25 protein-coding genes are annotated in these 21760 nt (G+C 31.3%); 10 read left to right on the top strand and 15 right to left on the bottom strand.

Annotated elements, in window-relative coordinates; genetic code table 11:
* The first annotated feature begins 2 nt into the window (after positions 1–2).
* From aroQ to NMK29_RS07990, 3 genes are all read left to right on the top strand, one after another.
* Positions 3–416, top strand: a complete 414-nt coding sequence (aroQ, locus tag NMK29_RS07980; RefSeq protein WP_027391304.1) for a type II 3-dehydroquinate dehydratase — start codon at positions 3–5, stop codon at positions 414–416.
* A 1-nt stretch (position 417) separates the two neighbouring features.
* Complete coding sequence (locus NMK29_RS07985; protein ID WP_108804389.1) at positions 418–1140, top strand: diphthine--ammonia ligase; 723 nt, start codon at positions 418–420, stop codon at positions 1138–1140.
* A gap of 135 nt (positions 1141–1275) precedes the next feature.
* On the top strand, positions 1276–2229 hold the full coding sequence (locus tag NMK29_RS07990) for a M23 family metallopeptidase (protein WP_159092287.1): 954 nt from the start codon (positions 1276–1278) through the stop codon (positions 2227–2229).
* An 81-nt stretch (positions 2230–2310) separates the two neighbouring features.
* Here NMK29_RS07990 and lpdA read toward each other — a convergent pair whose 3' ends face one another.
* From lpdA to NMK29_RS08015, 5 genes are all read right to left on the bottom strand, one after another.
* The gene (gene lpdA / locus NMK29_RS07995) at positions 2311–3702 is read right to left on the bottom strand and encodes a dihydrolipoyl dehydrogenase (protein ID WP_108804387.1); all 1392 of its coding nucleotides are present in this window, start codon (positions 3700–3702) and stop codon (positions 2311–2313) included.
* 191 nt (positions 3703–3893) lie between these two features.
* The gene (locus NMK29_RS08000) at positions 3894–4376 is read right to left on the bottom strand and encodes a hypothetical protein (protein ID WP_108804386.1); all 483 of its coding nucleotides are present in this window, start codon (positions 4374–4376) and stop codon (positions 3894–3896) included.
* 76 nt (positions 4377–4452) lie between these two features.
* Positions 4453–4848 carry a peptide-methionine (R)-S-oxide reductase MsrB gene (gene msrB / locus NMK29_RS08005; protein WP_108804385.1) on the bottom strand — a complete coding sequence of 132 codons (396 nt, stop codon included), beginning with the start codon at positions 4846–4848 and terminating at the stop codon, positions 4453–4455.
* Positions 4849–4852: 4 nt separating this feature from the next.
* The gene (msrB, locus tag NMK29_RS08010; RefSeq protein ID WP_108804384.1) at positions 4853–5338 is read right to left on the bottom strand and encodes a peptide-methionine (R)-S-oxide reductase MsrB; all 486 of its coding nucleotides are present in this window, start codon (positions 5336–5338) and stop codon (positions 4853–4855) included.
* Between the two features lie 64 nt (positions 5339–5402).
* Positions 5403–6275 (bottom strand): alpha/beta hydrolase, encoded by an 873-nt coding sequence (locus tag NMK29_RS08015; protein ID WP_108804383.1) that lies wholly within the window; start codon positions 6273–6275, stop codon positions 5403–5405.
* Positions 6276–6451: 176 nt separating this feature from the next.
* Here NMK29_RS08015 and NMK29_RS08020 point away from each other — a divergent pair, with 176 nt between their 5' ends.
* The gene (locus NMK29_RS08020; protein WP_108804382.1) at positions 6452–7966 is read left to right on the top strand and encodes a DEAD/DEAH box helicase; all 1515 of its coding nucleotides are present in this window, start codon (positions 6452–6454) and stop codon (positions 7964–7966) included.
* Between the two features lie 6 nt (positions 7967–7972).
* Here NMK29_RS08020 and NMK29_RS08025 read toward each other — a convergent pair whose 3' ends face one another.
* From NMK29_RS08025 to NMK29_RS08050, 6 genes are all read right to left on the bottom strand, one after another.
* The gene (locus NMK29_RS08025; protein ID WP_199915053.1) at positions 7973–9034 is read right to left on the bottom strand and encodes an NADP-dependent oxidoreductase; all 1062 of its coding nucleotides are present in this window, start codon (positions 9032–9034) and stop codon (positions 7973–7975) included.
* 13 nt (positions 9035–9047) lie between these two features.
* Complete coding sequence (locus NMK29_RS08030; RefSeq protein ID WP_108804380.1) at positions 9048–9740, bottom strand: aspartate/glutamate racemase family protein; 693 nt, start codon at positions 9738–9740, stop codon at positions 9048–9050.
* A gap of 13 nt (positions 9741–9753) precedes the next feature.
* A complete protein-coding gene (locus tag NMK29_RS08035; protein ID WP_108804379.1) occupies positions 9754–10539 on the bottom strand; it encodes a PhzF family phenazine biosynthesis protein in 786 nt (261 codons plus the stop codon).
* 86 nt (positions 10540–10625) lie between these two features.
* Positions 10626–11222, bottom strand: a complete 597-nt coding sequence (locus NMK29_RS08040; RefSeq protein ID WP_108804378.1) for a short chain dehydrogenase — start codon at positions 11220–11222, stop codon at positions 10626–10628.
* 41 nt (positions 11223–11263) lie between these two features.
* Entirely contained in the window at positions 11264–11575 is a 312-nt protein-coding gene (locus NMK29_RS08045) for a helix-turn-helix transcriptional regulator (RefSeq protein ID WP_108804377.1), read from the bottom strand.
* 76 nt (positions 11576–11651) lie between these two features.
* Positions 11652–12686 carry a rod shape-determining protein gene (locus tag NMK29_RS08050; RefSeq protein WP_108804376.1) on the bottom strand — a complete coding sequence of 345 codons (1035 nt, stop codon included), beginning with the start codon at positions 12684–12686 and terminating at the stop codon, positions 11652–11654.
* A gap of 342 nt (positions 12687–13028) precedes the next feature.
* Between NMK29_RS08050 and porQ the strand changes: the two genes are divergently transcribed.
* Both porQ and cmk read left to right on the top strand, forming a co-directional pair.
* Complete coding sequence (gene porQ, locus NMK29_RS08055; protein ID WP_027391317.1) at positions 13029–14045, top strand: type IX secretion system protein PorQ; 1017 nt, start codon at positions 13029–13031, stop codon at positions 14043–14045.
* Positions 14045–14746 (top strand): (d)CMP kinase, encoded by a 702-nt coding sequence (gene cmk, locus NMK29_RS08060; protein WP_108804375.1) that lies wholly within the window; start codon positions 14045–14047, stop codon positions 14744–14746. Before porQ ends, cmk begins: the two co-directional genes overlap by 1 nt.
* 37 nt (positions 14747–14783) lie before the next feature.
* Here the strand turns inward: cmk and NMK29_RS08065 are convergent, their stop codons facing one another.
* Positions 14784–15101 carry a hypothetical protein gene (locus NMK29_RS08065; protein WP_108804374.1) on the bottom strand — a complete coding sequence of 106 codons (318 nt, stop codon included), beginning with the start codon at positions 15099–15101 and terminating at the stop codon, positions 14784–14786.
* A gap of 151 nt (positions 15102–15252) precedes the next feature.
* The gene (locus NMK29_RS08070; RefSeq protein WP_027391321.1) at positions 15253–15630 is read right to left on the bottom strand and encodes a LysM peptidoglycan-binding domain-containing protein; all 378 of its coding nucleotides are present in this window, start codon (positions 15628–15630) and stop codon (positions 15253–15255) included.
* A 152-nt stretch (positions 15631–15782) separates the two neighbouring features.
* Between NMK29_RS08070 and NMK29_RS08075 the strand changes: the two genes are divergently transcribed.
* The 4 genes from NMK29_RS08075 (at position 15783) to NMK29_RS08090 (ending at position 19080) form a co-directional block, all read left to right on the top strand.
* Complete coding sequence (locus NMK29_RS08075; protein WP_108804373.1) at positions 15783–16571, top strand: tRNA pseudouridine(38-40) synthase TruA; 789 nt, start codon at positions 15783–15785, stop codon at positions 16569–16571.
* Positions 16572–16575: 4 nt separating this feature from the next.
* Positions 16576–17223 (top strand): MOSC domain-containing protein, encoded by a 648-nt coding sequence (locus tag NMK29_RS08080; RefSeq protein ID WP_108804372.1) that lies wholly within the window; start codon positions 16576–16578, stop codon positions 17221–17223.
* Between the two features lie 6 nt (positions 17224–17229).
* Positions 17230–18363 (top strand): NAD(P)/FAD-dependent oxidoreductase, encoded by a 1134-nt coding sequence (locus NMK29_RS08085; RefSeq protein ID WP_108804371.1) that lies wholly within the window; start codon positions 17230–17232, stop codon positions 18361–18363.
* A 72-nt stretch (positions 18364–18435) separates the two neighbouring features.
* Positions 18436–19080 carry a hypothetical protein gene (locus NMK29_RS08090; RefSeq protein ID WP_108804370.1) on the top strand — a complete coding sequence of 215 codons (645 nt, stop codon included), beginning with the start codon at positions 18436–18438 and terminating at the stop codon, positions 19078–19080.
* Here the strand turns inward: NMK29_RS08090 and recQ are convergent.
* Positions 19077–21191, bottom strand: a complete 2115-nt coding sequence (gene recQ, locus NMK29_RS08095) for a DNA helicase RecQ (protein WP_108804369.1) — start codon at positions 21189–21191, stop codon at positions 19077–19079. The genes NMK29_RS08090 and recQ overlap by 4 nt on opposite strands.
* A 130-nt stretch (positions 21192–21321) precedes the next feature.
* Positions 21322–21693 (bottom strand): VOC family protein, encoded by a 372-nt coding sequence (locus NMK29_RS08100; protein WP_108804368.1) that lies wholly within the window; start codon positions 21691–21693, stop codon positions 21322–21324.
* Between the last annotated feature and the right edge of the window lie 67 nt (positions 21694–21760).

Raw genomic sequence — 21760 nt, forward strand, 5'->3', positions numbered from 1 at the left:
GAATGAAACTTTTACTATTAAACGGCCCTAATCTAAATCTTTTAGGCAAAAGAGAACCCGGTATATACGGAAGTCAGACTTTTGAAGATTTTTTTTCAGAATTACAAATGAGATTTAAAGATGTTGAATTAGGATATTTTCAATCCAATATTGAAGGAGAGTTAATTACTAAAATTCAAGAAGCAAATGATACTTTTGATGGTGTTATTCTAAATGCAGGAGCCTATACACATACTTCCATTGGTATTGGTGATGCAATTAAAGCAGTAGATGTTCCTGTTATTGAGGTACATATTTCCAACACTTTTAGCAGAGAGGAGTTTAGACATCAATCATATATTTCTCCAAATGCAAAAGGTGTTATTCTTGGTTTTGGTCTACAGAGTTATGCATTAGCGATCCAAAGTTTTCTATAAGATGTGTAAAGCGTATTTTAATTGGAGTAGTGGAAAGGATTCTTCACTGGCATTATATTATACGTTACAACAAAAAGAGTATAATATAACGAAATTAGTTACTACAATTAATGATGATTTTAAAAGAGTATCCATGCATGGATTGAGAGAGTCTCTTCTCGATGCCCAAGCAGTAAGCCTAAATTTGCCTTTGCATAAAATAAAACTTTCTGCGAATGTTTCTATGGCTTCATACAATGAGGTAATGAAAGATAATGTGATGAATTTAAAATCAGAAGGATATACACATTGTGTTTTTGGAGATATTTTTTTAGAGGATTTACGGATTTATAGAGAAGATCAACTAAGGAGTATTGGAATTCAAGGGGTTTTTCCACTTTGGAAAAAAAATACAAAAGAGCTATTATTAGAATTCATTAATCTAGGATTTAAAGCAATCACTGTTTGTGTAAATGCTAAATATCTTGATGATTCTTTTTGCGGAAGGATACTTGATGAATCATTTTTAAATGATTTACCAGAAAATGTGGATCCTTGTGGGGAAAATGGAGAGTTCCATACCTTTGTTTTTGATGGCCCAATTTTTAATAACCCAATACACTTTGAAATAGGAGAGAAGGTATTAAGAAATTATACTCCATCGGTTGATGATGATGATAATTGTTTTACTAACGAAGATGATAAAAGCTGGGATACTTCCTTCTGGTATTGTGATTTGATATGATTTTAGTCTAAGTAACTAAATATATTTTTCTGTTAATTTTTTTAAGTTGAAATGTTAAAATTCATTAATTTTGTTCAAAATAAACTGGTTAACCAATTTGTAATTGAATATTAAATGAAAGTAAAAAATACTATGATGTCGTATATACTCTTTATTGCGGCAATTTTGGGAATACAAGGACAATCCAAAGTTATCAATATAGAGTCAAGAAGAAATAACGACAAAAGTATAGATATCATTTATGAGAAATCAAAACCTGGTAGTTATACAGTCATGATTGAATTTACAAAACTTGAAAATGCTGATATCACTTCATATGGAGGTAGATCTTTTAATCAAAAATTTATAGGAACAGTTGATAGTAATAGGGGAATAGTACTAAAATTACGTCGACGAAATCCAGAAGAAGGAATAGCTTATGGGTATACCACAAGTTATATTAGAGGTAAATATAATCCTAAAGTAAAGAAAGATTTTGTTTATACATTACCCTTTAAAAAAGGAAGTAAGATAAAAGTTAAAGAAGCTAGTAATCTTTCTACGAAATATTTTGATTCTGAACTTCCTGATAATTGGAAATCCTTTGTTTTTAAAGCAAAAGATAGCGATACTATAGTTGCTGTACGAAAAGGGTTAGTAATTGAAGTAAAAGATCAATTTAAATTAGATACATTATCTCATTTTACTTCCAAGAAAAATCAAGTATTAATTGAACATAAAGATGGCACTATAGCAATTTATAAAGGTTTTTCAAAAAATGGGGTGTTTGTTAAAGTTGGACAAACGGTATATCCACAAACTACTTTAGGAGTTTTTGATGCAAAAGGAAATAGAAGTAATAATAATGTTTTACATTTTAATATTTCTTATCTATCCGATATTAAGATTGATAATCAGACTAAGAAAAAATTGAAAGACAAAAAAAGTAGAAGCACTTACTTAAATCCAAATTTCTTAACTGATGATGGTGTTATGAAATTAGGTGATAAAGAGATGTATACTGTTCAAGTTAATGAAGATGTAATGTTCTTTGAATTTACAAGAAGAGAAAAAAAGAAATATAAAAAAGGAGATCTTTTGATCAAATAAATAGTAAATAAGAATAATTAAAAAGCCTTATGAATTTGTATTCATAAGGCTTTTTAATTTAATAGTTATATCTCTTATTTATTATAAGTGTATCACTTCGTCATAAGCATCAGCAACTGCTTCCATAACAGCTTCACTCATCGTTGGATGCGGATGTATTGCTTTTAGTACTTCGTGTCCAGTAGTTTCTAGTTTTCTACCTAATACAGCTTCTGCGATCATATCAGTAACTCCGGCACCAATCATATGACACCCTAACCACTCACCGTATTTAGCATCAAAAATCACTTTCACAAAACCATCCTTAGTTCCAGCAGCACTTGCTTTACCAGAAGCAGAGAAAGGAAATTTACCTACTTTGATTTCGTATCCAGCTTCTTTTGCTTGATTTTCAGTCATTCCGACACTAGCGATTTCTGGAGAAGCATACGTACATCCTGGGATATTACCATAATCAATTGCTTCTACATGCATTCCTGCTATTTTTTCTACACAAGTAATACCTTCTGCAGAAGCTACGTGAGCTAGTGCAGGGCCAGGAACAACATCCCCAATTGCATAAATACCAGGAATATTTGTTTGATACCAGTCATTCACTACAATTTTATCTCTATCTGTAGCAACTCCTATTTCTTCTAAACCGATATTCTCAATATTGGTTTTGATACCAACAGCTGATAATACGATATCAGCTTCAAGAATTTCTTCTCCTTTTTTAGTTTTTACAGTAGCTTTTACTCCGTCGCCACTTGTGTCAACACTTTCTACAGAAGAATTTGTCATAACCTTAATGCCAGCTTTTTTAAAGCTTCTTCCAAATTGTTTTGATACTTCTTCGTCTTCTAATGGTACCAGATTTGGTAAATATTCTACAATGGTTACTTCTGTTCCCATTGCGTTATAAAAATGAGCAAATTCTACACCAATAGCTCCAGAACCAACTACGATCATTTTCTTTGGTTGAGATTCTAAGGTCATAGCTTCTCTATATCCAATTACTTTTTTACCGTCTTGTGGTAAATTAGGTAACTCTCTTGATCTTGCACCTGTAGCTACTATAATATGTTTTCCTTCATAATCAGATGCATTTCCATCTTTATCAGTAACGGTTACTTTATTGTTAGCTTTTAATTTACCAAAACCTTCAATAACATCAATTTTGTTCTTTTTCATTAGAAACTGAACACCTTTACTCATTCCATCAGCAACACCACGACTTCTTTTTACCACTGCATCAAAATCTTTATCGAATTTTTCAACTGTTAAGCCATAATCAGAAGCATGTTTTAGGTAATCAAATACCTGTGCACTTTTTAATAATGCTTTTGTTGGGATACATCCCCAATTTAAACATACACCTCCAAGGCTCTCTTTTTCAATAATAGCAGTTTTAAACCCTAATTGAGAAGCTCTAATAGCGGTAACATAACCACCAGGTCCACTTCCTAATACGATAATATCATATGCGCTCATAAATGTGAATTTTTTGAAGACACGAATTTACGGATAATTCGGTTAATCAAAAAGGGTTTTGCAGATTCCGTTTTCACAATTATACCCTAATAAAATTCATAAAAAAACACTATCATAATGATAGTGTTAATTTTTTTTCAATTTCCTTATCTTTTTAGAATAATAAGGAATAATATTTATTTCTTAATTACCTAGAATTCTAGGTTCAATGCTGATTGTACTTCATCTAGATTTGATAAATCAATATCTGTGTTTTCTGCAAAAGATGCAGGTACCACAACAACTCTAAATGTTTGATTATTCGTTAAGTCTGCTGGTACCAGTTCTGGTGCATTACTCTCTAATAATACATCTACATCACCAGAAGTGAAATTAAATCGATATAAAACAGTAATGTCGCCGCCATTACCATCATCTAAGAATATAGTGGCTGTTGGTAAAGGTTCCCAAACATCTAAATTGTTGTCTACAGCTTCTAATCTATACACTAGTACAACATCTGAATCAAAAATATTTTCATTAAAAAAGAAACGATGCCCGAAATCGTTAGCTTGATTAAAATTTGTGGTAAATTCAAAAGTTGTTCCAATGGTATCGAAATCTACGTCATCGTCATTTACGCAAGAAGTGAATACAAGTGTTGATAAAAATAAAAGTGCAAAAATCTTTTTCATAATGTGTAATTATTTGTTGTTTCTGATATGAGAATTATCTATCAATAAGTGTTCCAAAGTGTAAAATTGATAGTCTTTATGATTTATTGAAATCGATACTTACCGAATTTACACAATATCGCTGACCAGTTTCAGTTGGTCCATCATTAAAAATATGACCTAAATGACTCCCGCAGTTTGCGCATAAAATTTCCGTTCTAATCATTCCATGAGATGTATCTTTTATATATTCAACACTTCCTTCTATAGATTGATCAAAACTAGGCCATCCACATCCAGAATCAAATTTTGATGTACTTATAAATAAAGGAGTATGGCAGGCCATACACTTATAAGTTCCATTTTCAGAATGAATATTGTATTCTCCAGTAAAAGGACGTTCTGTACCTTTTTGTCTTAGTACCCTATATTGTTCGTCCGTGAGTTCTTTTTTCCATTCTTCTTCTGTCTTATGAAAAGGATATTTACTCATTTATTTATCTTTTTTTTGGTTCAAATACTAAAGCATCTCCATTAATGCAGTGTCTTTTTCCGGTTGTTTCTCTTGGTCCATCATTAAAAACGTGTCCTAAATGTCCACCACAAGTTGAGCATACTAGTTCAGTTCTTGCATATCCAAGTTTATAATCCGTATCTACATCTACATTTCCTTTTACAGCTCTATCAAAACTAGGCCAACCTGTCCCACTATCAAATTTATGTTCACTCTCATACAAAGGTGTTTTGCAGGCCGCGCAATAAAATGTTCCAGCAGCATATACCTTATTTAATGGGCTAGAGAAAGGTCTTTCTGTTCCAGCTTGTCTAAGAATATAATATTGATCGTTAGTTAAGATTTCTTTCCATTCTTTATTGGTCTTACTTACAGCATATTCTTTCTTTTCTTTTTTATTGTCTTTTTGAGCAGTACCTGTACAACTTATTGTTAAAATACTGATGCACAGTATTAGAATTTTTTTCATTTTATTCAAATTAAAGTTCTTGTATCTATATAGTCGTTTATAAGGTTAATCAATAACAAAAGATTTATGATTCTGAGATAAATGTCACAATTTCCTTTATTATCGATTTATCTCCAAGAATTTTCCTATGACCTAATTTTTCGGTTAATATTATTTTTCCATTTTTTAATTTACTTTCAATTTCAATTGCGGAGCTATAATGAACATCTACATCGTTTTTATCATGGACTAATAATGTTGGTGTTTCTATACCTTCGGCAGAAATTGCCCCAGAGTAGTTATCCAAGTTCTCACCATAATGTTGATCAAAATATTGTTTCATTAATTTGCCGGTTTTATCTCCTAATTGCAAATTTTTGGCAAAATCCTTAGTGATTTTCGTTATACTGTTTGCAGTTCCAATAATAACTAGTTTTTGTAACCCTAAACCAAATTTAGTTGCTCTTAATAAAGACATTCCTCCCAAAGAATGACCTATAGCAGCATGAAATGGTCCATGAGTTTTTTCTAATTGATAAATAGTTTCAATGAAGTGAATCATGTTGCTTCTTTTTCCAGGAGATTGTCCATGCGCAGGAGCATCAAAACTTACTGTGCTGTACCCAGTTTTTAGCAGTTGATCGGCTATCATTGAAAGCTGAGTTCCACTGCCAGACCACCCATGAACCAATAAAATCTTTTTGTCGGATTCTCCATAATTATAAACTATGATTTCTCTGTTTATTTTTTTTATTGACACATTTTCTTTAATGCTTTGAATGGCCATTGTTTCCTCTCTTTTAGGTCTTTTGTATTTAAAAGGAGTTAGAAATAACCGAGCAGCAAACCTTGATGCTAAAAAAGGAGAAATCCAGTTTAATATTTTTCCAGTATATAGAATGGGTTTAGGAATAAGTAAAGCTTGTACTGGTATTAGGTCTTTGTCAATCTTGGCCATGAACTAATTGTGGATTATATTTTAAAATTATAAAGAACAAAGCAAGTGGTAAGGAATATTATGAATAATTAACATTTTTGAAACTATTGTGAGACAAAACAAAATATATTTTATAAAATCTTTTATATAAGTATAGAAAGTGTTTAATTTTGTAGCTTATTTTTAATCGAGAGCAAATGCGGGTAAATCCCTCTGAAATAGAAAAAAAAGAACAAAAAGTTCTATATGATTATCAGGCCAGAGATATCGATAAGATTTTTGGGCGTTTGCAGGAATTTTCTGGAAATTATAATTTACTTTATCAATTACCGACCGGTGGAGGTAAAACGGTAATATTTTCTGAAATTGTTCGGAGATATATTGAAACTACTAAGAAAAAAGTAGTTGTGCTTACACACCGCATAGAACTGTGTGATCAGACATCTAATATGCTTACAGAATTTAATGTAAAGAATAAAATCATTAATAGTAATGTAAAAAAATTAGAAGATCAGCACGAATATATGTGTTTTGTAGCGATGGTTGAAACACTCAACAATCGTCTTAATGATGATCAACTGGAGATTGATAATGTGGGTATGGTTATTATTGATGAAGCGCATTATAATTCTTTTAGAAAGTTATTTCGCTTTTTTGATACTTGTTTTATTCTAGGTGTTACCGCTACTCCTTTAAGTTCTAATATGAAACTCCCAATGAAAGATAATTACAGGGAGTTAATAGTAGGGGATACTATCAATTCTCTAATAGGCAAAGGTTTTTTAGCTAAACCAGTTACTTATACTTATGATGTTGGTCTTGGTTCATTAAAAATAGGAATGAATGGTGATTATACGGTCAAATCTTCAGAGGATTTGTATACAAATGCCCTGATGCAAGATAAGTTGCTAAAAGCATATGAGGAACGAGCAAAAGGTCAAAAAACACTTATTTTTAATAACGGAATCAATACATCCATTCAGGTTCATGATGTTTTTAATAGAGCAGGATATCCGATACGACACTTAGATAACACCAATAGTAAGCAAGAAAGAGCAGATATTTTAAGATGGTTTAAATATACGGATGATGCAATCCTTACTTCAGTAAGTATTTTAACTACTGGTTTTGATGAACCTACGGTAAAAACTATTATTTTAAACCGTGCTACTAAGTCATTAACATTATATTTTCAAATGATAGGTAGAGGATCTAGAATATTGCCTAAAAAACCAGAATTCTCTATTATTGACATGGGTAATAATACTGCCCGTTTTGGTTTATGGAATGGAGAGATTGATTGGCAAACGATATTTAGGTCTCCTGATTTCTATTATGATAGCCTTGTTAGTGATGATGAAATAGAGCGTAATTTTAAGTACGTTATGCCAGAAGAAATAAGAAAAGAATTTAATAATTCTGTAGACATAGATTTTGATATTGAAGCTGAATATGCAAATACGAAAAAATATGGTCTACGTAGTAAGAGTGTTTTAGAAAAATCAATAGAACAACATGCTAAGATGTGTGCAGAAAATAGCGAAGATGTATTTGATGCCAGAATTCTTAGTAAATTGTTAGAACACGATATTGAATATCGCGTACGAAGATATTCTTACTGTATTAGTAAAAGCACAAAAAATTATAGAGATTGGTTGCAGGAGGATTATGGAAGGAAATTAAGGTCCAAAATCAATCAGATGTTTTTATAATAGTATTTAAATTTTTACAATCAGTTTTCCTTTATTTTTACCAAGAAATAGCATATTTAATGCTTCAGGTAGTTTTTCAAACCCTTGTATAATAGTTTCCTGATATTGTATTAAACCATTTTGTACCCAAGGTGTCATTTCTAGGAGTAATTCTTCCATTCTATTATTATAATCTCTTGCAAGCACTCCTGTAATAGTTGCTCTTTTGTATAATATTTTATGCAGAAATCTTGGGCCCATTTCTGGTGTATCTAATCCACCTGAGTATTGGGATATTTGTCCACAAATAACTATTCGAGCATTGATATTAATATGTTCAAAAACAGCATCGGTGATATAACCACCTACATTGTCATAGTATATATCTATTCCTTCAGGTGATACCCGCTTTAATTCTTGGGACATTTCTTTTGCTGATGAATGATTCTTGTAATTTATTACTTCGTCTACGCCAATCGTTTTTTTGAGAAATTTTGTTTTTTCATCAGATCCTGCGATACCGATAACTTTACAACCTTTTATTTTGGCAATTTGTACTACAATTTGTCCGACCGCTCCAGAAGCACCAGAGACAACAATAGTTTCGCCTTTCTTCGGTAAACCAGCTTCAAGAAGACCAAAATAAGCAATACGAGCAGGCATACCTAAAACACCTAAAGCTGTTGTAACAGAAACATCAATAGGATCTAATAAACGAAGACTACTAATTTCGGTAATAGCATATTCCTGCCAACCAGTATACGATAATACCCAATCTCCCTTTTTTAAAGAGGAACTATTATCATTAATGGCCACTATTTGAGCAACAACCGCTCCGCCTTGAACAGTATTTAATGGATATGGCTCTTCCCAGGTATTATGTTTAGATTGTTGGATCCGCATATATGGATCTATGCTAAAATATACAGACTTTAGTAAGGCTTTTCCTAGTTTTACATCTGAAATAGAGATTACATTTTCTTCTAATGTATAATGACGTTGATCAACCAGTTTTTCAGGTCTTTTGGTATAAACCCACTGTTTATTTCGAAATTCGTTCACTTTCTTAAAAGGTGATTTTTTTGACAATTTTTGTTGTTGATTAATTCTTTAATGCAATTTCTACAGCTCTTTCTGCATGAATCTTTGTAGTATTGAATATTGGAATATCTACGTCTTCTTGTTTTATTAATAAAGGTATTTCGGTGCAGCCAAGAATAACACCTTCTGCTCCTTTGTTTTCTAGATCTTTTATGATACGCTTATATACTTCTCTTGAATTACTTTGAATATTTCCAAGGACTAATTCCTCATAAATAACCTTATGTATAAGTTCTCTATCATCGACATCTGGAATTATAACATCAATTCCATATTTTTTATGAATTGTTCTATAAAAATCTCTTTCCATGGTGAACTTAGTACCTAAAAGTGCAAGTTTTTGCAATCCTTTGGATTTAATTTTTTTTCCTGTAGCATCCGCAATATGTAGAAAGGGAATCGTTATGTTTTTAACAATTTCTTCACTACACAAGTGCATTGTATTAGTACAAAGAATTATTAAATCTGCTCCGGCATTTTCTAGTTGTTTTGCAGATTTGATCATGTATTTAGTTAAGCCATTCCAGTCATCTTTTCTTTGTAATTTTTCAATTTCTGCAAAATCAACAGAAACCATAATAGATTTTGCAGAATGAAAACCGCCTAGTTCATCCTTTATTTTTTTGTTTATCAATTCATAATAAACCGCAGAGGATTCCCAACTCATACCTCCAATTAATCCAATAGTTTTCATAGTTTATCTGTTTTTATATTTTTATTTCACCAACTAAATAAGGAACTGAATATCCGCTAAGAAAAACACGATCTCCCTCTAATTTACAATCTAACTCACCACCTCTTTTTGATAATTGTTTGGCTAGTAGTTTTGTTTTACCTAGTTTTTCTGCCCAAAAAGGTACTAAAGCAGAATGTGCGGATCCAGTCACGGGATCTTCTAGAGGGATTTCAGGATTGGCATCGAATACTCTAGATACAAAATCCGAATTTTTACCTTCAGTAGTGATTATGGTACATAAATAGGGGAGTCCTTTCAGAAGCTCTAACTTGGGTTCTTCTGCTAATACTTCATCTTCAGAACCAACAGTGATAATTAGATCTCGTCCCGCAAAAGCTTTTAACGGTTTGGATTGGAAAGCTTCAAATACTTCTTTCGGAATATCAATAGGTTGTGGAGGTCGAGAAGGAAAATCTAATGTAATAGACCCGTTATCTTCTCTTTTAGCTTTTAGGATACCACTTTTAGAAGAAAATGCTACTTCACTAATTGCAGTGTCAATATAATTAAAAATGACATATGCAGAAGCTAAAGTTGCATGACCACATAAATCGATTTCTGCATAGGGCATAAACCATCTAATTTCATAGATATCCTCTTTTTTTACGAAATAACCCGTTTCTGCTAAATTATTTTCAACCGCAATGTTTAACAAAGTTTGGTCATCTAACCAATGAGGTAAATGACATATAGCCGCTGGATTTCCTCCGAACAGTTTTTGGGTAAAGGCATCAATCTGATATATTGGAATTTTCATGGATAGTAGTTTTTAATGGTTTGTGGAGATCTTATTATAACCGATATAATGTTTTTAATGAGTATGATGTTTATTTTTTTTTACGCTTAATATATTTTTAGAATTTGTCCACTATTAGTTGTATTCAAAGAGTATTCATATATTTTCACGACATCTTCAATTTCTACGGGAAAATAGCCTGCAAATTTCTTGTCTTTAGGAAAGTCACCTGATATAGCTCCTGGTGCTACTGTATTTAAACGAATGCCTCTGTTTAATTCTTTTGAAGCTGCATTAACAAAACTATGAATAGCACCATTTACTAAAGATAATGCTACCGCGTTAGGTTCGTAATGTTCTGCTAAAATACCTGTAGTTAGGGTGATTGAGCCGTGATCATTCATATAGTCTTTTGCTATGTGTACTAAGTTTACTTGTCCCATTAATTTACTTTTTATTCCGAGATAATAATCCTCTTCTTTAAGATCATATAGTGATTTCCAGGATGCTGTACCAGCTGCATTTATAACGGCATCTAGTTTAGGTAATTTTTCGAATAGTTGTCTGATTGATTCTTGATTGGTAATGTCAATGGGATAGGAGGGACTGTTTCTATGTGCACCATATACCTGGTGATGTTCTTGTAGGGATTCGTAGATAGATTTGCCGATTGTCCCTGTAGATCCTATTATTAATATCTTCATAATTATATATTTAATTTTATAAATATGTTGTTCTAAATTTTTTATAAATTATCTTTTATTTCATCAATGTATTGTTGTATAATTTTTTCATTTCTTTTGAAATAAGTCCATTTCCCATGTCTAGTTGGAGTTAATAAACCTGCTTTATTCATAATAGCCAAGTAGTGAGAAATAGTAGGTTGTGATAAACCTGATTTTTCTTTAATAAATTGACCACATACGCCAAAATCAAAATGACCGAGTTCTGAATGGGGAGGAAAATTAGATTCAGGATCTTTTAACCAATTCAAAATTTCTAATCTCGTTAAATTAGCTAATGCTTTATTTATTTCTAGTACTTGTTCCTTATTCACGAATCAAATATACATATTTAATTTTATAAATATGTTTTACTTTGTTAAATAATTATCATTTTACAAAGTAATCTATTTATATATTCCTAATTAATACATTAGTATATCGTTCTAGATTTTTTAATACAATATCACTTCCTTTTACAACTACTTCTAATGGATTATCTCCTTTGTATACTGGGAGTTCTGTAGTTCCCGAAAACCGTTTGTCTAGACCACGAAGCAAAGAACCACCACCTGTTAAAAATATACCTGTATTATAGATGTCAGCAGATATTTCTGGAGGTATATTAGATAAAGTATCTAGTATGTGATTTTCTATCTGTGTTATTGATTTGTCAAGACTTTTAGATATTTCTTTATATGTTATGTACGCTTGCTTAGGTTTACCAGTTAAGATATCTCTTCCTTGTATTGGTGTATTTTTAGGAGGTACTTCTAAAGTATCTACAGCAGATCCGATATTAATTTTTATACTTTCAGCAGTATTTTCGCCTATATGCAAGTTGTGTTTCTCTCTTATGTACTGTATGATATCATTGTTAAATACATTACCAGCAATTTTTACAGATTTACCGGCAATTATTCCTCCTAGAGTTATAACAGCTATTTCTGTGGTACCACCTCCAATATCAATTACCATATGACCTTTTGGTTGTAATACATCAATACCAGCTCCTATAGCCGCTGCCATAGGTTCCGAAATTAGATATATTTTTTTTGCATTTAATCGTCTTGCAGATTCTTTTACTGCTCGCATTTCTACTTTGGTAATCCCACAAGGTATTGCAATAATCATATTATATGATTTGATAAAAATAGCGCTACTTATATCAGATAATTTCTTTATCAGAATCTTAAGCATTTTTTCTGATAGATCGAAATTAGCAATAACTCCATTTCTTAAAGGATAACAAGTCTTTATATTTTTATGAATTTTGCCTCGCATTGAACTCGCTTCTTTTCCAACAGCGATTATTTTTCCTGTAATTTTATTTACTGCTATTACTGAGGGTGCATCTATTGCTATTTTACCTTTATGAGTTATTAATGTGTTAGTTGTACCAAGATCTACGGCTATCTTATTGGTTAAGAAATCAAAAAAGCCCATGTTTGTGTGTTAAGTTAGTATCGATTAGCATTGTATAAATAAATCATTCGCTACAATGATGTTATACATTTGGGTTGCTAATTCATTATAACTCTGATATACATATTATATTGTTAGATGTATTTTAAAACACTGATATTCAACCACATGTGTTTTATTGTATTTTGACCTGTACTATTAATCAAATAATTTAATATATGATGTACTATGTATATATCTGTACTTATAAAGTTAATATTTGGTTCATTCTTGATGGTCTTATCCGTTTTATTTGATGTCTTATAAAATTTTTGTCGCTAACTATCGTTTTCCAGATAGTTTCTTTTATTTTTGCTGCTAATGATGCGTAGATATATATTTTTGGTAATCATTTTTTTTACCACATTAACCTATTCACAGATAGGAGGTAGGTATACTTATCAATTCTTGAATTTGGTTTCTTCGCCAAAACAGGCTGCGCTTGGTGGTAAGTATGTTACTGGTTATAATATGGACCCTACTTCGGCGATGCTTAATCCAGCTACGATTAATATCGAAATGGATAATCAATTATCTATAAATTATGTGAATTATATTGCTGATGTTAATTATGGATCAGTATCATACGCAAAAGCATTCGGAGAAAAACAAAGAGTATTTCATGCTGGAATTACTTATATCAATTATGGTAAGTTTGATGGATTTGATGAGTTTGGAAATGAAACTGGTGATTTTGGTGCTGGAGAAGTAGCAATTTCAGTTGGATACGGATATACAATTCCTAATTCAAATTTTCATGTTGGTGCGAGTGGTAAATTTATCTCTTCCAAATTAGAAGAATACACTTCTTTAGGAGGCGCGCTGGATTTAGGTTTGATTTATCATAATCCAGAATCAAAGTTTGATTTTGGTTTTGCGGTTCGTAATCTTGGAACCCAATTTACTACATATGACAATACTAGAGAGGACTTACCTTTATCTGTAGATATGGGAATTGCTCAAACTCTAAAAAATGTACCTATTAGATGGAATTTTACATTAGAAAATCTTCAGGTTTGGGATGTTGCTTTTAGAAATCCAGCTAGAGATATTACAGATCTCGAGGGAAATGTAGAGGCCGATGATCCTAGTTTTGTAAATAATGCGTTACGCCACGTTGTAGTAGGGTTAGAGTTTTTTCCTGAAAGTGGTTTCAATATTCGTTTAGGATATAATTTTAGAAGATCAGAAGAATTGAGAATAGAAGATCAAAGGTCTTTTGCTGGACTAAGTGGTGGTTTTTCTTTAAAATTAGGGAAGTTTAGGTTTGCCTATTCATATGCCCGTTATAATTCGGCGGCTTCGTCCAGTACTTTTGGTGTTAATGTAAATCTTCAATAGTGAATCACAAAATAATAATAGCAATAGACGGGTATTCTTCAACTGGTAAAAGTACAGTTGCAAGACAATTAGCAAGGGAATTAGGATATATATATGTTGACACAGGTGCGATGTATCGCGCTGTTACATTGTATGCTATGAATCAAGGTTATATTGATGAAAATACTTTTGATAAAGATGCCTTGATTCAAAACCTTCATTTGATTAATATCAGGTTCGAAGTTAGTGCTATTACTGGTTTAGCTGAAGTGTTTTTGAATGATGTTAATGTCGAAAAAGAAATTAGAACACTTAAGGTTTCTAGACAAGTGAGTCCTGTAGCTGCAATATCTTCTGTTCGAAGAAAGTTAGTTGAGCAACAACAACTAATGGGGAAAAATAGAGGTATTGTAATGGATGGAAGAGATATTGGTACTGTCGTTTTTCCTAATGCAGAATTAAAGTTATTTATGACTGCTACCTCCAAAGATAGGGCAGAAAGAAGATATAAAGAGCTTATAGAACGCGGAGAAGATGTTACTTATGAGGATGTTTTGAAAAATGTAGTTAATAGAGATCATATTGATAGTACAAGAAAAGACTCTCCATTGCGTAAAGCTGAAGATGCAATAGAAATTGATAACTCAAATCTTACACTTGTTGAACAGTTTGAGCAAATCCTTACTATTGCTAAAAAAGCAATTGCTAAAGAGAAAAAATAATATCCTTTTCTATGTAACTATAAATAAAAAGTAACAATTAGTAAGCGTTAACTTCTCTTAGTTCGTAGAATAACATTTTTCCTTTAGTCCATTCTATCAATTCCTTTGATGTATCTGCTTTCTTTACTAAAATAACTCTGTTTAAAATAAGAATTTTATCCTTGATCTTATATCTTAACGGTATTGTAGTATCAGAAACTGCATATAAGGGAGTTTCTTTTATTATTTGATATTCCTTTCCATTATTCAATACAACAGTTTTTTTAGACTCATAAATTATATTAGTTTTGGATAAAACTTGCCCATAGCCAGATATAGCAACTGCTAGAAAAAATAAAAATAAAATCGACTTCATAATTATTCGATAGTTTTAGCGGGGCATTTTTACGGTAAAACCTCAAATTTACACATTTTTTTATTCTATGAAAGTATTTTCTTATAAAGACAAAAAAAAGACCGCTTCAAAAGCGATCTTTTTAATATATGTGTTATAACGTTTATCTAATCTATAGATTTGGGATAATTAATTCTTGATCTGGGTGAATTACATCGGGATTCTTTAGAATATGTGTGTTCGCAGCAAAAATTTCTTTGTACTTCATAGGATCCTTGTAGTAATGCTTTGCAATTTTACTTAATGATTCACCACTTTTTACAGTATGTCTATGATATACCGAACCATCTGCTACGTCAATGTCAGCTACAATATCAGATGGAGCTTCGCCACCGATTTCTTTTATTTTATCCCAAAGTTGATTTTTCTCATATTGAGTATTAGCAGTTCCCTTTACTTTAAGAACCCCATTTTCTTCGGATACATCACCATTTTGGATATTTAATTCTTGTCCTAAATCCAAAACGTCTTGATATTTTGCTTTAACCATAACTGAGTTGATTTTTTAAATTATTAATTAGATTTACTCAAATATAATAATTTATAAAGTTGATTTTATACTATTTACTCATTAAAAAACATCTTATTATCGATGAAATACATAATTTATCTATATTCGAATACTTTTAAATAATTATCAATATGTTTAGAAAACGATACTATTACCTTATTCAACTACAATATTTAGGTTTTAGATATCATGGGTGGCAAAAGCAGCCTAATGTGAATACGCTACAAAGAATGGTAGAACGAACCATTAATTATGTCTTAGAGACAAAGGATTTCAAAGTATTAGCGGCTGGACGAACGGATGCAAAGGTATCTGCAAATGAAGCTTATGTAGAATTATTTGTTGATCATAAACCGTTGGTGCTAAAGGATTTTTTTGAGCTATTTAATCAAAACCTACCGCAAGATATCAGAGGTATAAGTGTACAGGAAACAGATGAGCATTTTAATATTATACAACATCCAAAAATTAAAGAGTATATATACTTGTTTTCCCACGGGAAAAAATTTCATCCGTTTAGTGCTCCTTTTATGTATAATATTATAGGAGATTTGGATATTAATAGTATGATGGAGGCAGCAAAACTATTTGAAGGGAGACATAATTTTAGATCTTATTGTCATAGACCTAATGCAAATACGATTTTACACGGAGAAATAATACAATGTGAAATTGTAAAAAATGATTTATATACAGCAAATTTTTTTCCAGATTCGAGTTATTTGTTTAGAGTAAAAGGAGAGGGTTTTAAAAGAAACCAAATAAGATTAATGATGGGGGTGTTATTAGATTTAGGCAAAGGTAAAGTGGATATAAATTTTATTAAGAAAACATTGAATCCTATGGAAGAAGAAATTACTTTAGAGCACATTGTTCCTGGTTCCGGGTTGATTTTAAATACTGTAAAGCTAAAAGAATAACTAAATGAAAGTAGTATCTACTAATATTGGAGAAACAAAAACGATTTCTTGGAGAGGAAAAGAAGTTAAAACGGGTATTTATAAATATCCAGTTGATGAACCTATTTATCTAGATAAAGAAGATGTAAAAGGTGATCACGTGGTAGATCGGCGTGTTCATGGAGGTGTAGATAAGGCTTGTTATTTATATGCTGCTGAACATTATCCATATTGGAAAGAAAAATACCCTGATCTAGATTGGGATTATGGTATGTTTGGAGAAAACCTTACGATTCTTGGGCTTGATGAACGATTGATTAATATTGGAAGTGTTTATACGTTAGGAGAAGCAATGGTACAAGTTTCGCAACCCAGACAACCTTGTTATAAATTGGGTGTGCGTTTCGGGACTCAAACGGTTTTAAAACAGTTTGTTGCAGCATTGATACCTGGTGTGTATCTTAGAGTTTTAACTCCAGGGATAGTACAAACTGGTGATGTACTTACTCCGCATGAAATACATACCGATGGGATATCAATCCAAGATATGTATAAGTTATTTTATGATCAAAATTCGCACGAAACTTTAGCTAAAAAAGCAATAAATGACCCTTTTGTTACTACTAACAATAAAAAGAATATCCTAAATAGATACGGTAGCTCAATTTCTTAACTGATTATGAATGTAAGAGTAATTGAAAACTTGATTATTGGTGCCGGGCCTGCTGGATTAGCAGTTGCGGGTCGTTTTATTAAACAAAATGTTCCTTTTGAAATAATAGAAAAAACAGATAAAATTGCTTATAGTTGGCATCATCACTACGATAGACTTTTATTGCATACAGTAAAAGAACTTTCGTGTTTACCTCATTTAGAGTTCCCTGATGAGTATCCTAGATACGTTCCTAGGGCTAGGTTAGTGGCATACTATGAGAATTATGCAGAACATTTCAATATAAAACCTCAGTTTAATATAGAAGTACAATCCGTAAAGAAAGAAGATGGATTGTGGCATATCACAACTGATGAACAAAATTATCAAGCAAAAAATGTCATTGTCGCTACAGGAATAAATAGAGTTCCTTTTTTACCTGTTTGGCTAGGTCAGGAAAAATTTAAAGGTGATATTATCCATAGTAGAAATTATAAAAATGCAATCCCTTTTTTAGGAAAGAAGGTGTTAATCATTGGTATGGGTAATACAGGTGCGGAATTAGCACTAGACTTAAGTGAACATAATATTGATGTTAGTATTTCTGTCAGGAGTTCTCTTCTTATTGTACCAAGAGATATTAATGGTCGTTCGGTGCAGCTAACTGCAAAGAAATTAGAGAGATTACCCTTTGGTTTAGGAAGATGGATTGGAAAACAAGTACGCAAGATTGTTATTGGAGATCTTTCTAAATATGGAATTTTATCTTCTAAAAAAGATCCAATTGATCATTTAAAACAAACAGGAAGGACACCTGTTATAGATTTAGGTACTGTTAAACAAATTAAGTCTAAGAAAATCAAAGTAGTAGGAGATATTGCATCATTTTACCCAAATGGGGTACAATTAATAAATGATACCAAATTAGATTTTGATATTGTTGTGTTAGCGACAGGATATAGAGCCAAAGTAAAAGATTTTATAGAAAACACTGATGGGCTATTAGATGAATATAATATTCCTAAACAAGTTGTCGCCGATGGTAAGCATAAGGGATTGTTTTTTGTGGGTTTTGATAATTATAAATTAGGAGGGATATTAGGAACGATTGTAAATGACTCTAAGACGATTGTAGATGATATTCTTTTAAATATTACCTGATTTCACTGTTTATGGTGTTTTATATTTTAGATTACAGTAAGAAATTTGCTGTATGCTATTAATCACTAAAATATGAAACTGAAGTTTTTATTTACAATACTATTTTTTATTGGTAAAATGTCTAAAGCTCAAGAAACATTAAAACCGATTATAGATTTTTATGGAGATATTTTAGTATTGGATAATTTTCCAGCAATTTCTGACGATGGATCGCATTATTTAGTAAAATATAGCCAGTATTCTTGTTGTATATCCACCGAGGAAAAACTACAAAAGATAAGAATAAAGGATGGAAAGATTTTGGATGAAGTTATTTTATCCCCGGGAAGTGAAACGACTCAATATACGGTTGAAGAACAAAAAAATGTTTATGAAAAGCTCCTAAAAATCTTGAGTAATGGGGGTTATACAACTTTAAATAGAATTCCGACGTTTAATCAGATTTATGATGAAGATAAGAACACTTTTATTGGATTTAAAATAAAAAAAGAAACTTATAAAAGTCAAAAAATAGATATCCCAAGACTTTCATCACATGGTTTTTGTTGTAATGGGGGTATCGATATGAAGGAAAACTGTTTGCTATATCAAGCAATAATCAATGTTTCATTTTCGGATAAACATAATATTCTTTTAATAGAAACAGGTTTAGATCACCTTGCAGATGGCTGTGATCAAGGACCTTTTTATCAAGTGATTCCTATCTTAAAAAATTAATCGTTTTCTAAAACAGCTAGTGCTAGTTTAATAGTGTTATAATCCATTGCTTGTTCAAAATGCTCAAAATATGGTTTTAAAGTATCGGGATTATCCAATGTTTCTTTGGCTTCTTTTACAGATTTAATATCAGCGTTACTAACAAATTGTTTTAAATCAATGTCTTCTCCATCATTAAATAATTTCATGATATGAGAAAAAATAGTTGACTGCGCCAATTTTCTTTCTTGAGCGATTTCTTCTATTGATAACCCTTGTTTATATAAATTAAAGGTTTCTTTATGAGAGTTACCTTTATTTTTGTTTGATTTTTTCTTCTTCTTTGTTTTTTCTGTAGAAAAGTTAATGATCGTCTTAATGAATTGATATCCATAGTTTTGCATTTTCATTTTTCCTACTCCATTTATTTGCATAAACTCATCATCACTCATTGGTCTTACTTTTTCCATTTCTTTTAAAGTCGCATCATTGAATATTTGATAAGCGGGAATACCAGCTTCTTTGGCAAGACTTAAACGTAATTCGCGTAATTTATCAAATAGCGTATTAGATGAAGCTTTTTTAGTCTGCTCAACATTCTTTTCTTTGATTTTTTCTAGTTCGATAAGATTCGCAAGACGTACTTTTTCATTTTCAAAAAGAACTTTTTTAGAAAGTTCAGTAAGTTTTAATTTGTTATTTAAGTGAAAAGCAATTTCCAAATATCCTTGATTTATTAATTGAATGATGTATTGTTGCCAATCTCGCCAAGAAATATCATTTGCTATCCCGTAAGTTTTAAGTTGCTGATATCCTTTATCCAGTACCACGGCATTCTGGGCACCTCTTAATACATCTATTACAGTTCCTATAGGCTCTTCTTCTTTAATTCTAGCAACAGTAGATAAAGCTTTCTGAGCAATGATAGTACCATCAATAAAACTAGGAGGATTATTACATACATCACAATTACCACAATCTTCTTCTATTAATTCTCCAAAATAACTAAGTAATATTTTTCTCCTGCAACTTAGCGAATCCGCATATTGCTTCATTCTATCTAATTTTGCCATTTGGACTTCTTGATTCCCAGAAGTAGTTGCAAATTTTTGTAATTGCACAACATCCGCATAACTATGAAAGAGTAGTGTAGAAGAAGGTAGTCCATCTCTTCCTGCCCGACCAATTTCTTGATAATAACCTTCAATGTTTTTGGGTAAATTATAATGAATAACCCATCGTACATTGGATTTGTCAATTCCCATCCCAAATGCAATGGTGGCACATACAATTTGGACATTATCGTTTATAAAACCTTCTTGTACATTGGCTCTTTTTTCGTGCGGAATACCAGCGTGATATGCCTCTGCAATAAACCCTTGACTCTGTAGTTTTTCTGCTAACATTTCTGTGGTTTTTCTACTTAAACAGTAGATAATACCAGAATCAATAGGTTTGTCTTCTAAGAAATTAAGTATCTGTTCAATTCTTTTATTTCCAGGACGAACTTCTAGACTTAAATTTTTACGATCAAAAGAAGCTAAGAATTGTTTAGCATTTTTAATATTAAGTTGTTGACAAATATCTTGTCTGGTTGCTTTATCAGCCGTAGCGGTTAATGCAATCAATGGTGTTTCAGGAAATCGACTTTTTAGATATCCTAATTGCGTATATGCTGGTCTAAAATCATGGCCCCAAGAGGATATACAATGAGCTTCATCAATTGCTATTAAACCTATTTCTATTTGCGATAATAATGAATCCAAGAAATTTAAACTCTCAGGAGCGACATAAAGTAGTTTAATCTCCTTATTAAGAATCTTTTGATAAATTTCTTGTTGTTCATTTTCGTTTTGACTACTATTTACAAATACAGCTTCTATTCCATTAGACTTTAGTCCATCTACCTGATCTTTCATAAGAGCAATCAATGGAGAAATAACTAATGTAATACCAGAAAGAAGTAAAGCAGGTAATTGATAGCAGATAGATTTTCCACCACCAGTAGGCATAATAACAATGTTATCATGACCATTAAATATAGAATTTACAATGTCTTCTTGTAATGGTCTAAAACTATCATATCCAAAATATTCTTTTAGTGTACTTAAAATTTGTTTTTGATCTGGCATAAATGCAAAGAAAGGAAAAAAGCTGTCAAAAAATAAATGATATTGTAGAGCTTATTAAAATGTTTATAGTTGTTGCCTTTTTTTCAAAAGCCAGATGAATAAACATAAAGCTTGACTGCTTTTTGATCCCTTAGATATGTTGGTCAATTAAGATTGTATTTCCATCAGGATCTGTTAATACGATACTTTCTGGACCACTGGTATTTTCGTTTGCTTCTTTTTGTAATTGTATATTTTTGGTTTTGAGATGTTTTTGAATTTCTCTTACGTCTTCAAAGTTTTCAATTTTACTAGCTTGGTGATCCCATCCTGGATTGAAAGTAATAATATTATTTTCAAACATTCCTTGAAAAAGCCCAATAAGAGTTTTTTCATTTTTCATTATCAAATAATTATTTTTTATATCACCTGCAAATACTTCGAACCCCAAATTTTCATAAAACTCTTTTGAGACGTTAATATCTTTTACATTTAGACTTATAGAAAATGTACCTAGTTTCATTTTTATGTTTTTTGTTATGAATCATAAAATTAATGAAATTTCTATATATTAAATTTCATATAATTGA

The organism is Aquimarina sp. Aq107 (assembly GCF_943733665.1).
Lineage (GTDB): Bacteria > Bacteroidota > Bacteroidia > Flavobacteriales > Flavobacteriaceae > Aquimarina.

Coding starts and splice junctions, on each gene's coding strand:
- aroQ (WP_027391304.1), top strand. CDS start 3: ATGAAACTTTTACTATTAAACGGCCCTAATCTAAATCTTTTAGGCAAA.
- NMK29_RS07985 (WP_108804389.1), top strand. CDS start 418: ATGTGTAAAGCGTATTTTAATTGGAGTAGTGGAAAGGATTCTTCACTG.
- NMK29_RS07990 (WP_159092287.1), top strand. CDS start 1,276: ATGTCGTATATACTCTTTATTGCGGCAATTTTGGGAATACAAGGACAA.
- lpdA (WP_108804387.1), bottom strand. CDS start 3,702: ATGAGCGCATATGATATTATCGTATTAGGAAGTGGACCTGGTGGTTAT.
- NMK29_RS08000 (WP_108804386.1), bottom strand. CDS start 4,376: ATGAAAAAGATTTTTGCACTTTTATTTTTATCAACACTTGTATTCACT.
- msrB (WP_108804385.1), bottom strand. CDS start 4,848: ATGAGTAAATATCCTTTTCATAAGACAGAAGAAGAATGGAAAAAAGAA.
- msrB (WP_108804384.1), bottom strand. CDS start 5,338: ATGAAAAAAATTCTAATACTGTGCATCAGTATTTTAACAATAAGTTGT.
- NMK29_RS08015 (WP_108804383.1), bottom strand. CDS start 6,275: ATGGCCAAGATTGACAAAGACCTAATACCAGTACAAGCTTTACTTATT.
- NMK29_RS08020 (WP_108804382.1), top strand. CDS start 6,452: ATGCGGGTAAATCCCTCTGAAATAGAAAAAAAAGAACAAAAAGTTCTA.
- NMK29_RS08030 (WP_108804380.1), bottom strand. CDS start 9,740: ATGAAAACTATTGGATTAATTGGAGGTATGAGTTGGGAATCCTCTGCG.
- NMK29_RS08035 (WP_108804379.1), bottom strand. CDS start 10,539: ATGAAAATTCCAATATATCAGATTGATGCCTTTACCCAAAAACTGTTC.
- NMK29_RS08040 (WP_108804378.1), bottom strand. CDS start 11,222: ATGAAGATATTAATAATAGGATCTACAGGGACAATCGGCAAATCTATC.
- NMK29_RS08050 (WP_108804376.1), bottom strand. CDS start 12,686: ATGGGCTTTTTTGATTTCTTAACCAATAAGATAGCCGTAGATCTTGGT.
- porQ (WP_027391317.1), top strand. CDS start 13,029: ATGCGTAGATATATATTTTTGGTAATCATTTTTTTTACCACATTAACC.
- NMK29_RS08065 (WP_108804374.1), bottom strand. CDS start 15,101: ATGAAGTCGATTTTATTTTTATTTTTTCTAGCAGTTGCTATATCTGGC.
- NMK29_RS08070 (WP_027391321.1), bottom strand. CDS start 15,630: ATGGTTAAAGCAAAATATCAAGACGTTTTGGATTTAGGACAAGAATTA.
- NMK29_RS08075 (WP_108804373.1), top strand. CDS start 15,783: ATGTTTAGAAAACGATACTATTACCTTATTCAACTACAATATTTAGGT.
- NMK29_RS08080 (WP_108804372.1), top strand. CDS start 16,576: ATGAAAGTAGTATCTACTAATATTGGAGAAACAAAAACGATTTCTTGG.
- NMK29_RS08085 (WP_108804371.1), top strand. CDS start 17,230: ATGAATGTAAGAGTAATTGAAAACTTGATTATTGGTGCCGGGCCTGCT.
- NMK29_RS08090 (WP_108804370.1), top strand. CDS start 18,436: ATGAAACTGAAGTTTTTATTTACAATACTATTTTTTATTGGTAAAATG.
- recQ (WP_108804369.1), bottom strand. CDS start 21,191: ATGCCAGATCAAAAACAAATTTTAAGTACACTAAAAGAATATTTTGGA.
- NMK29_RS08100 (WP_108804368.1), bottom strand. CDS start 21,693: ATGAAACTAGGTACATTTTCTATAAGTCTAAATGTAAAAGATATTAAC.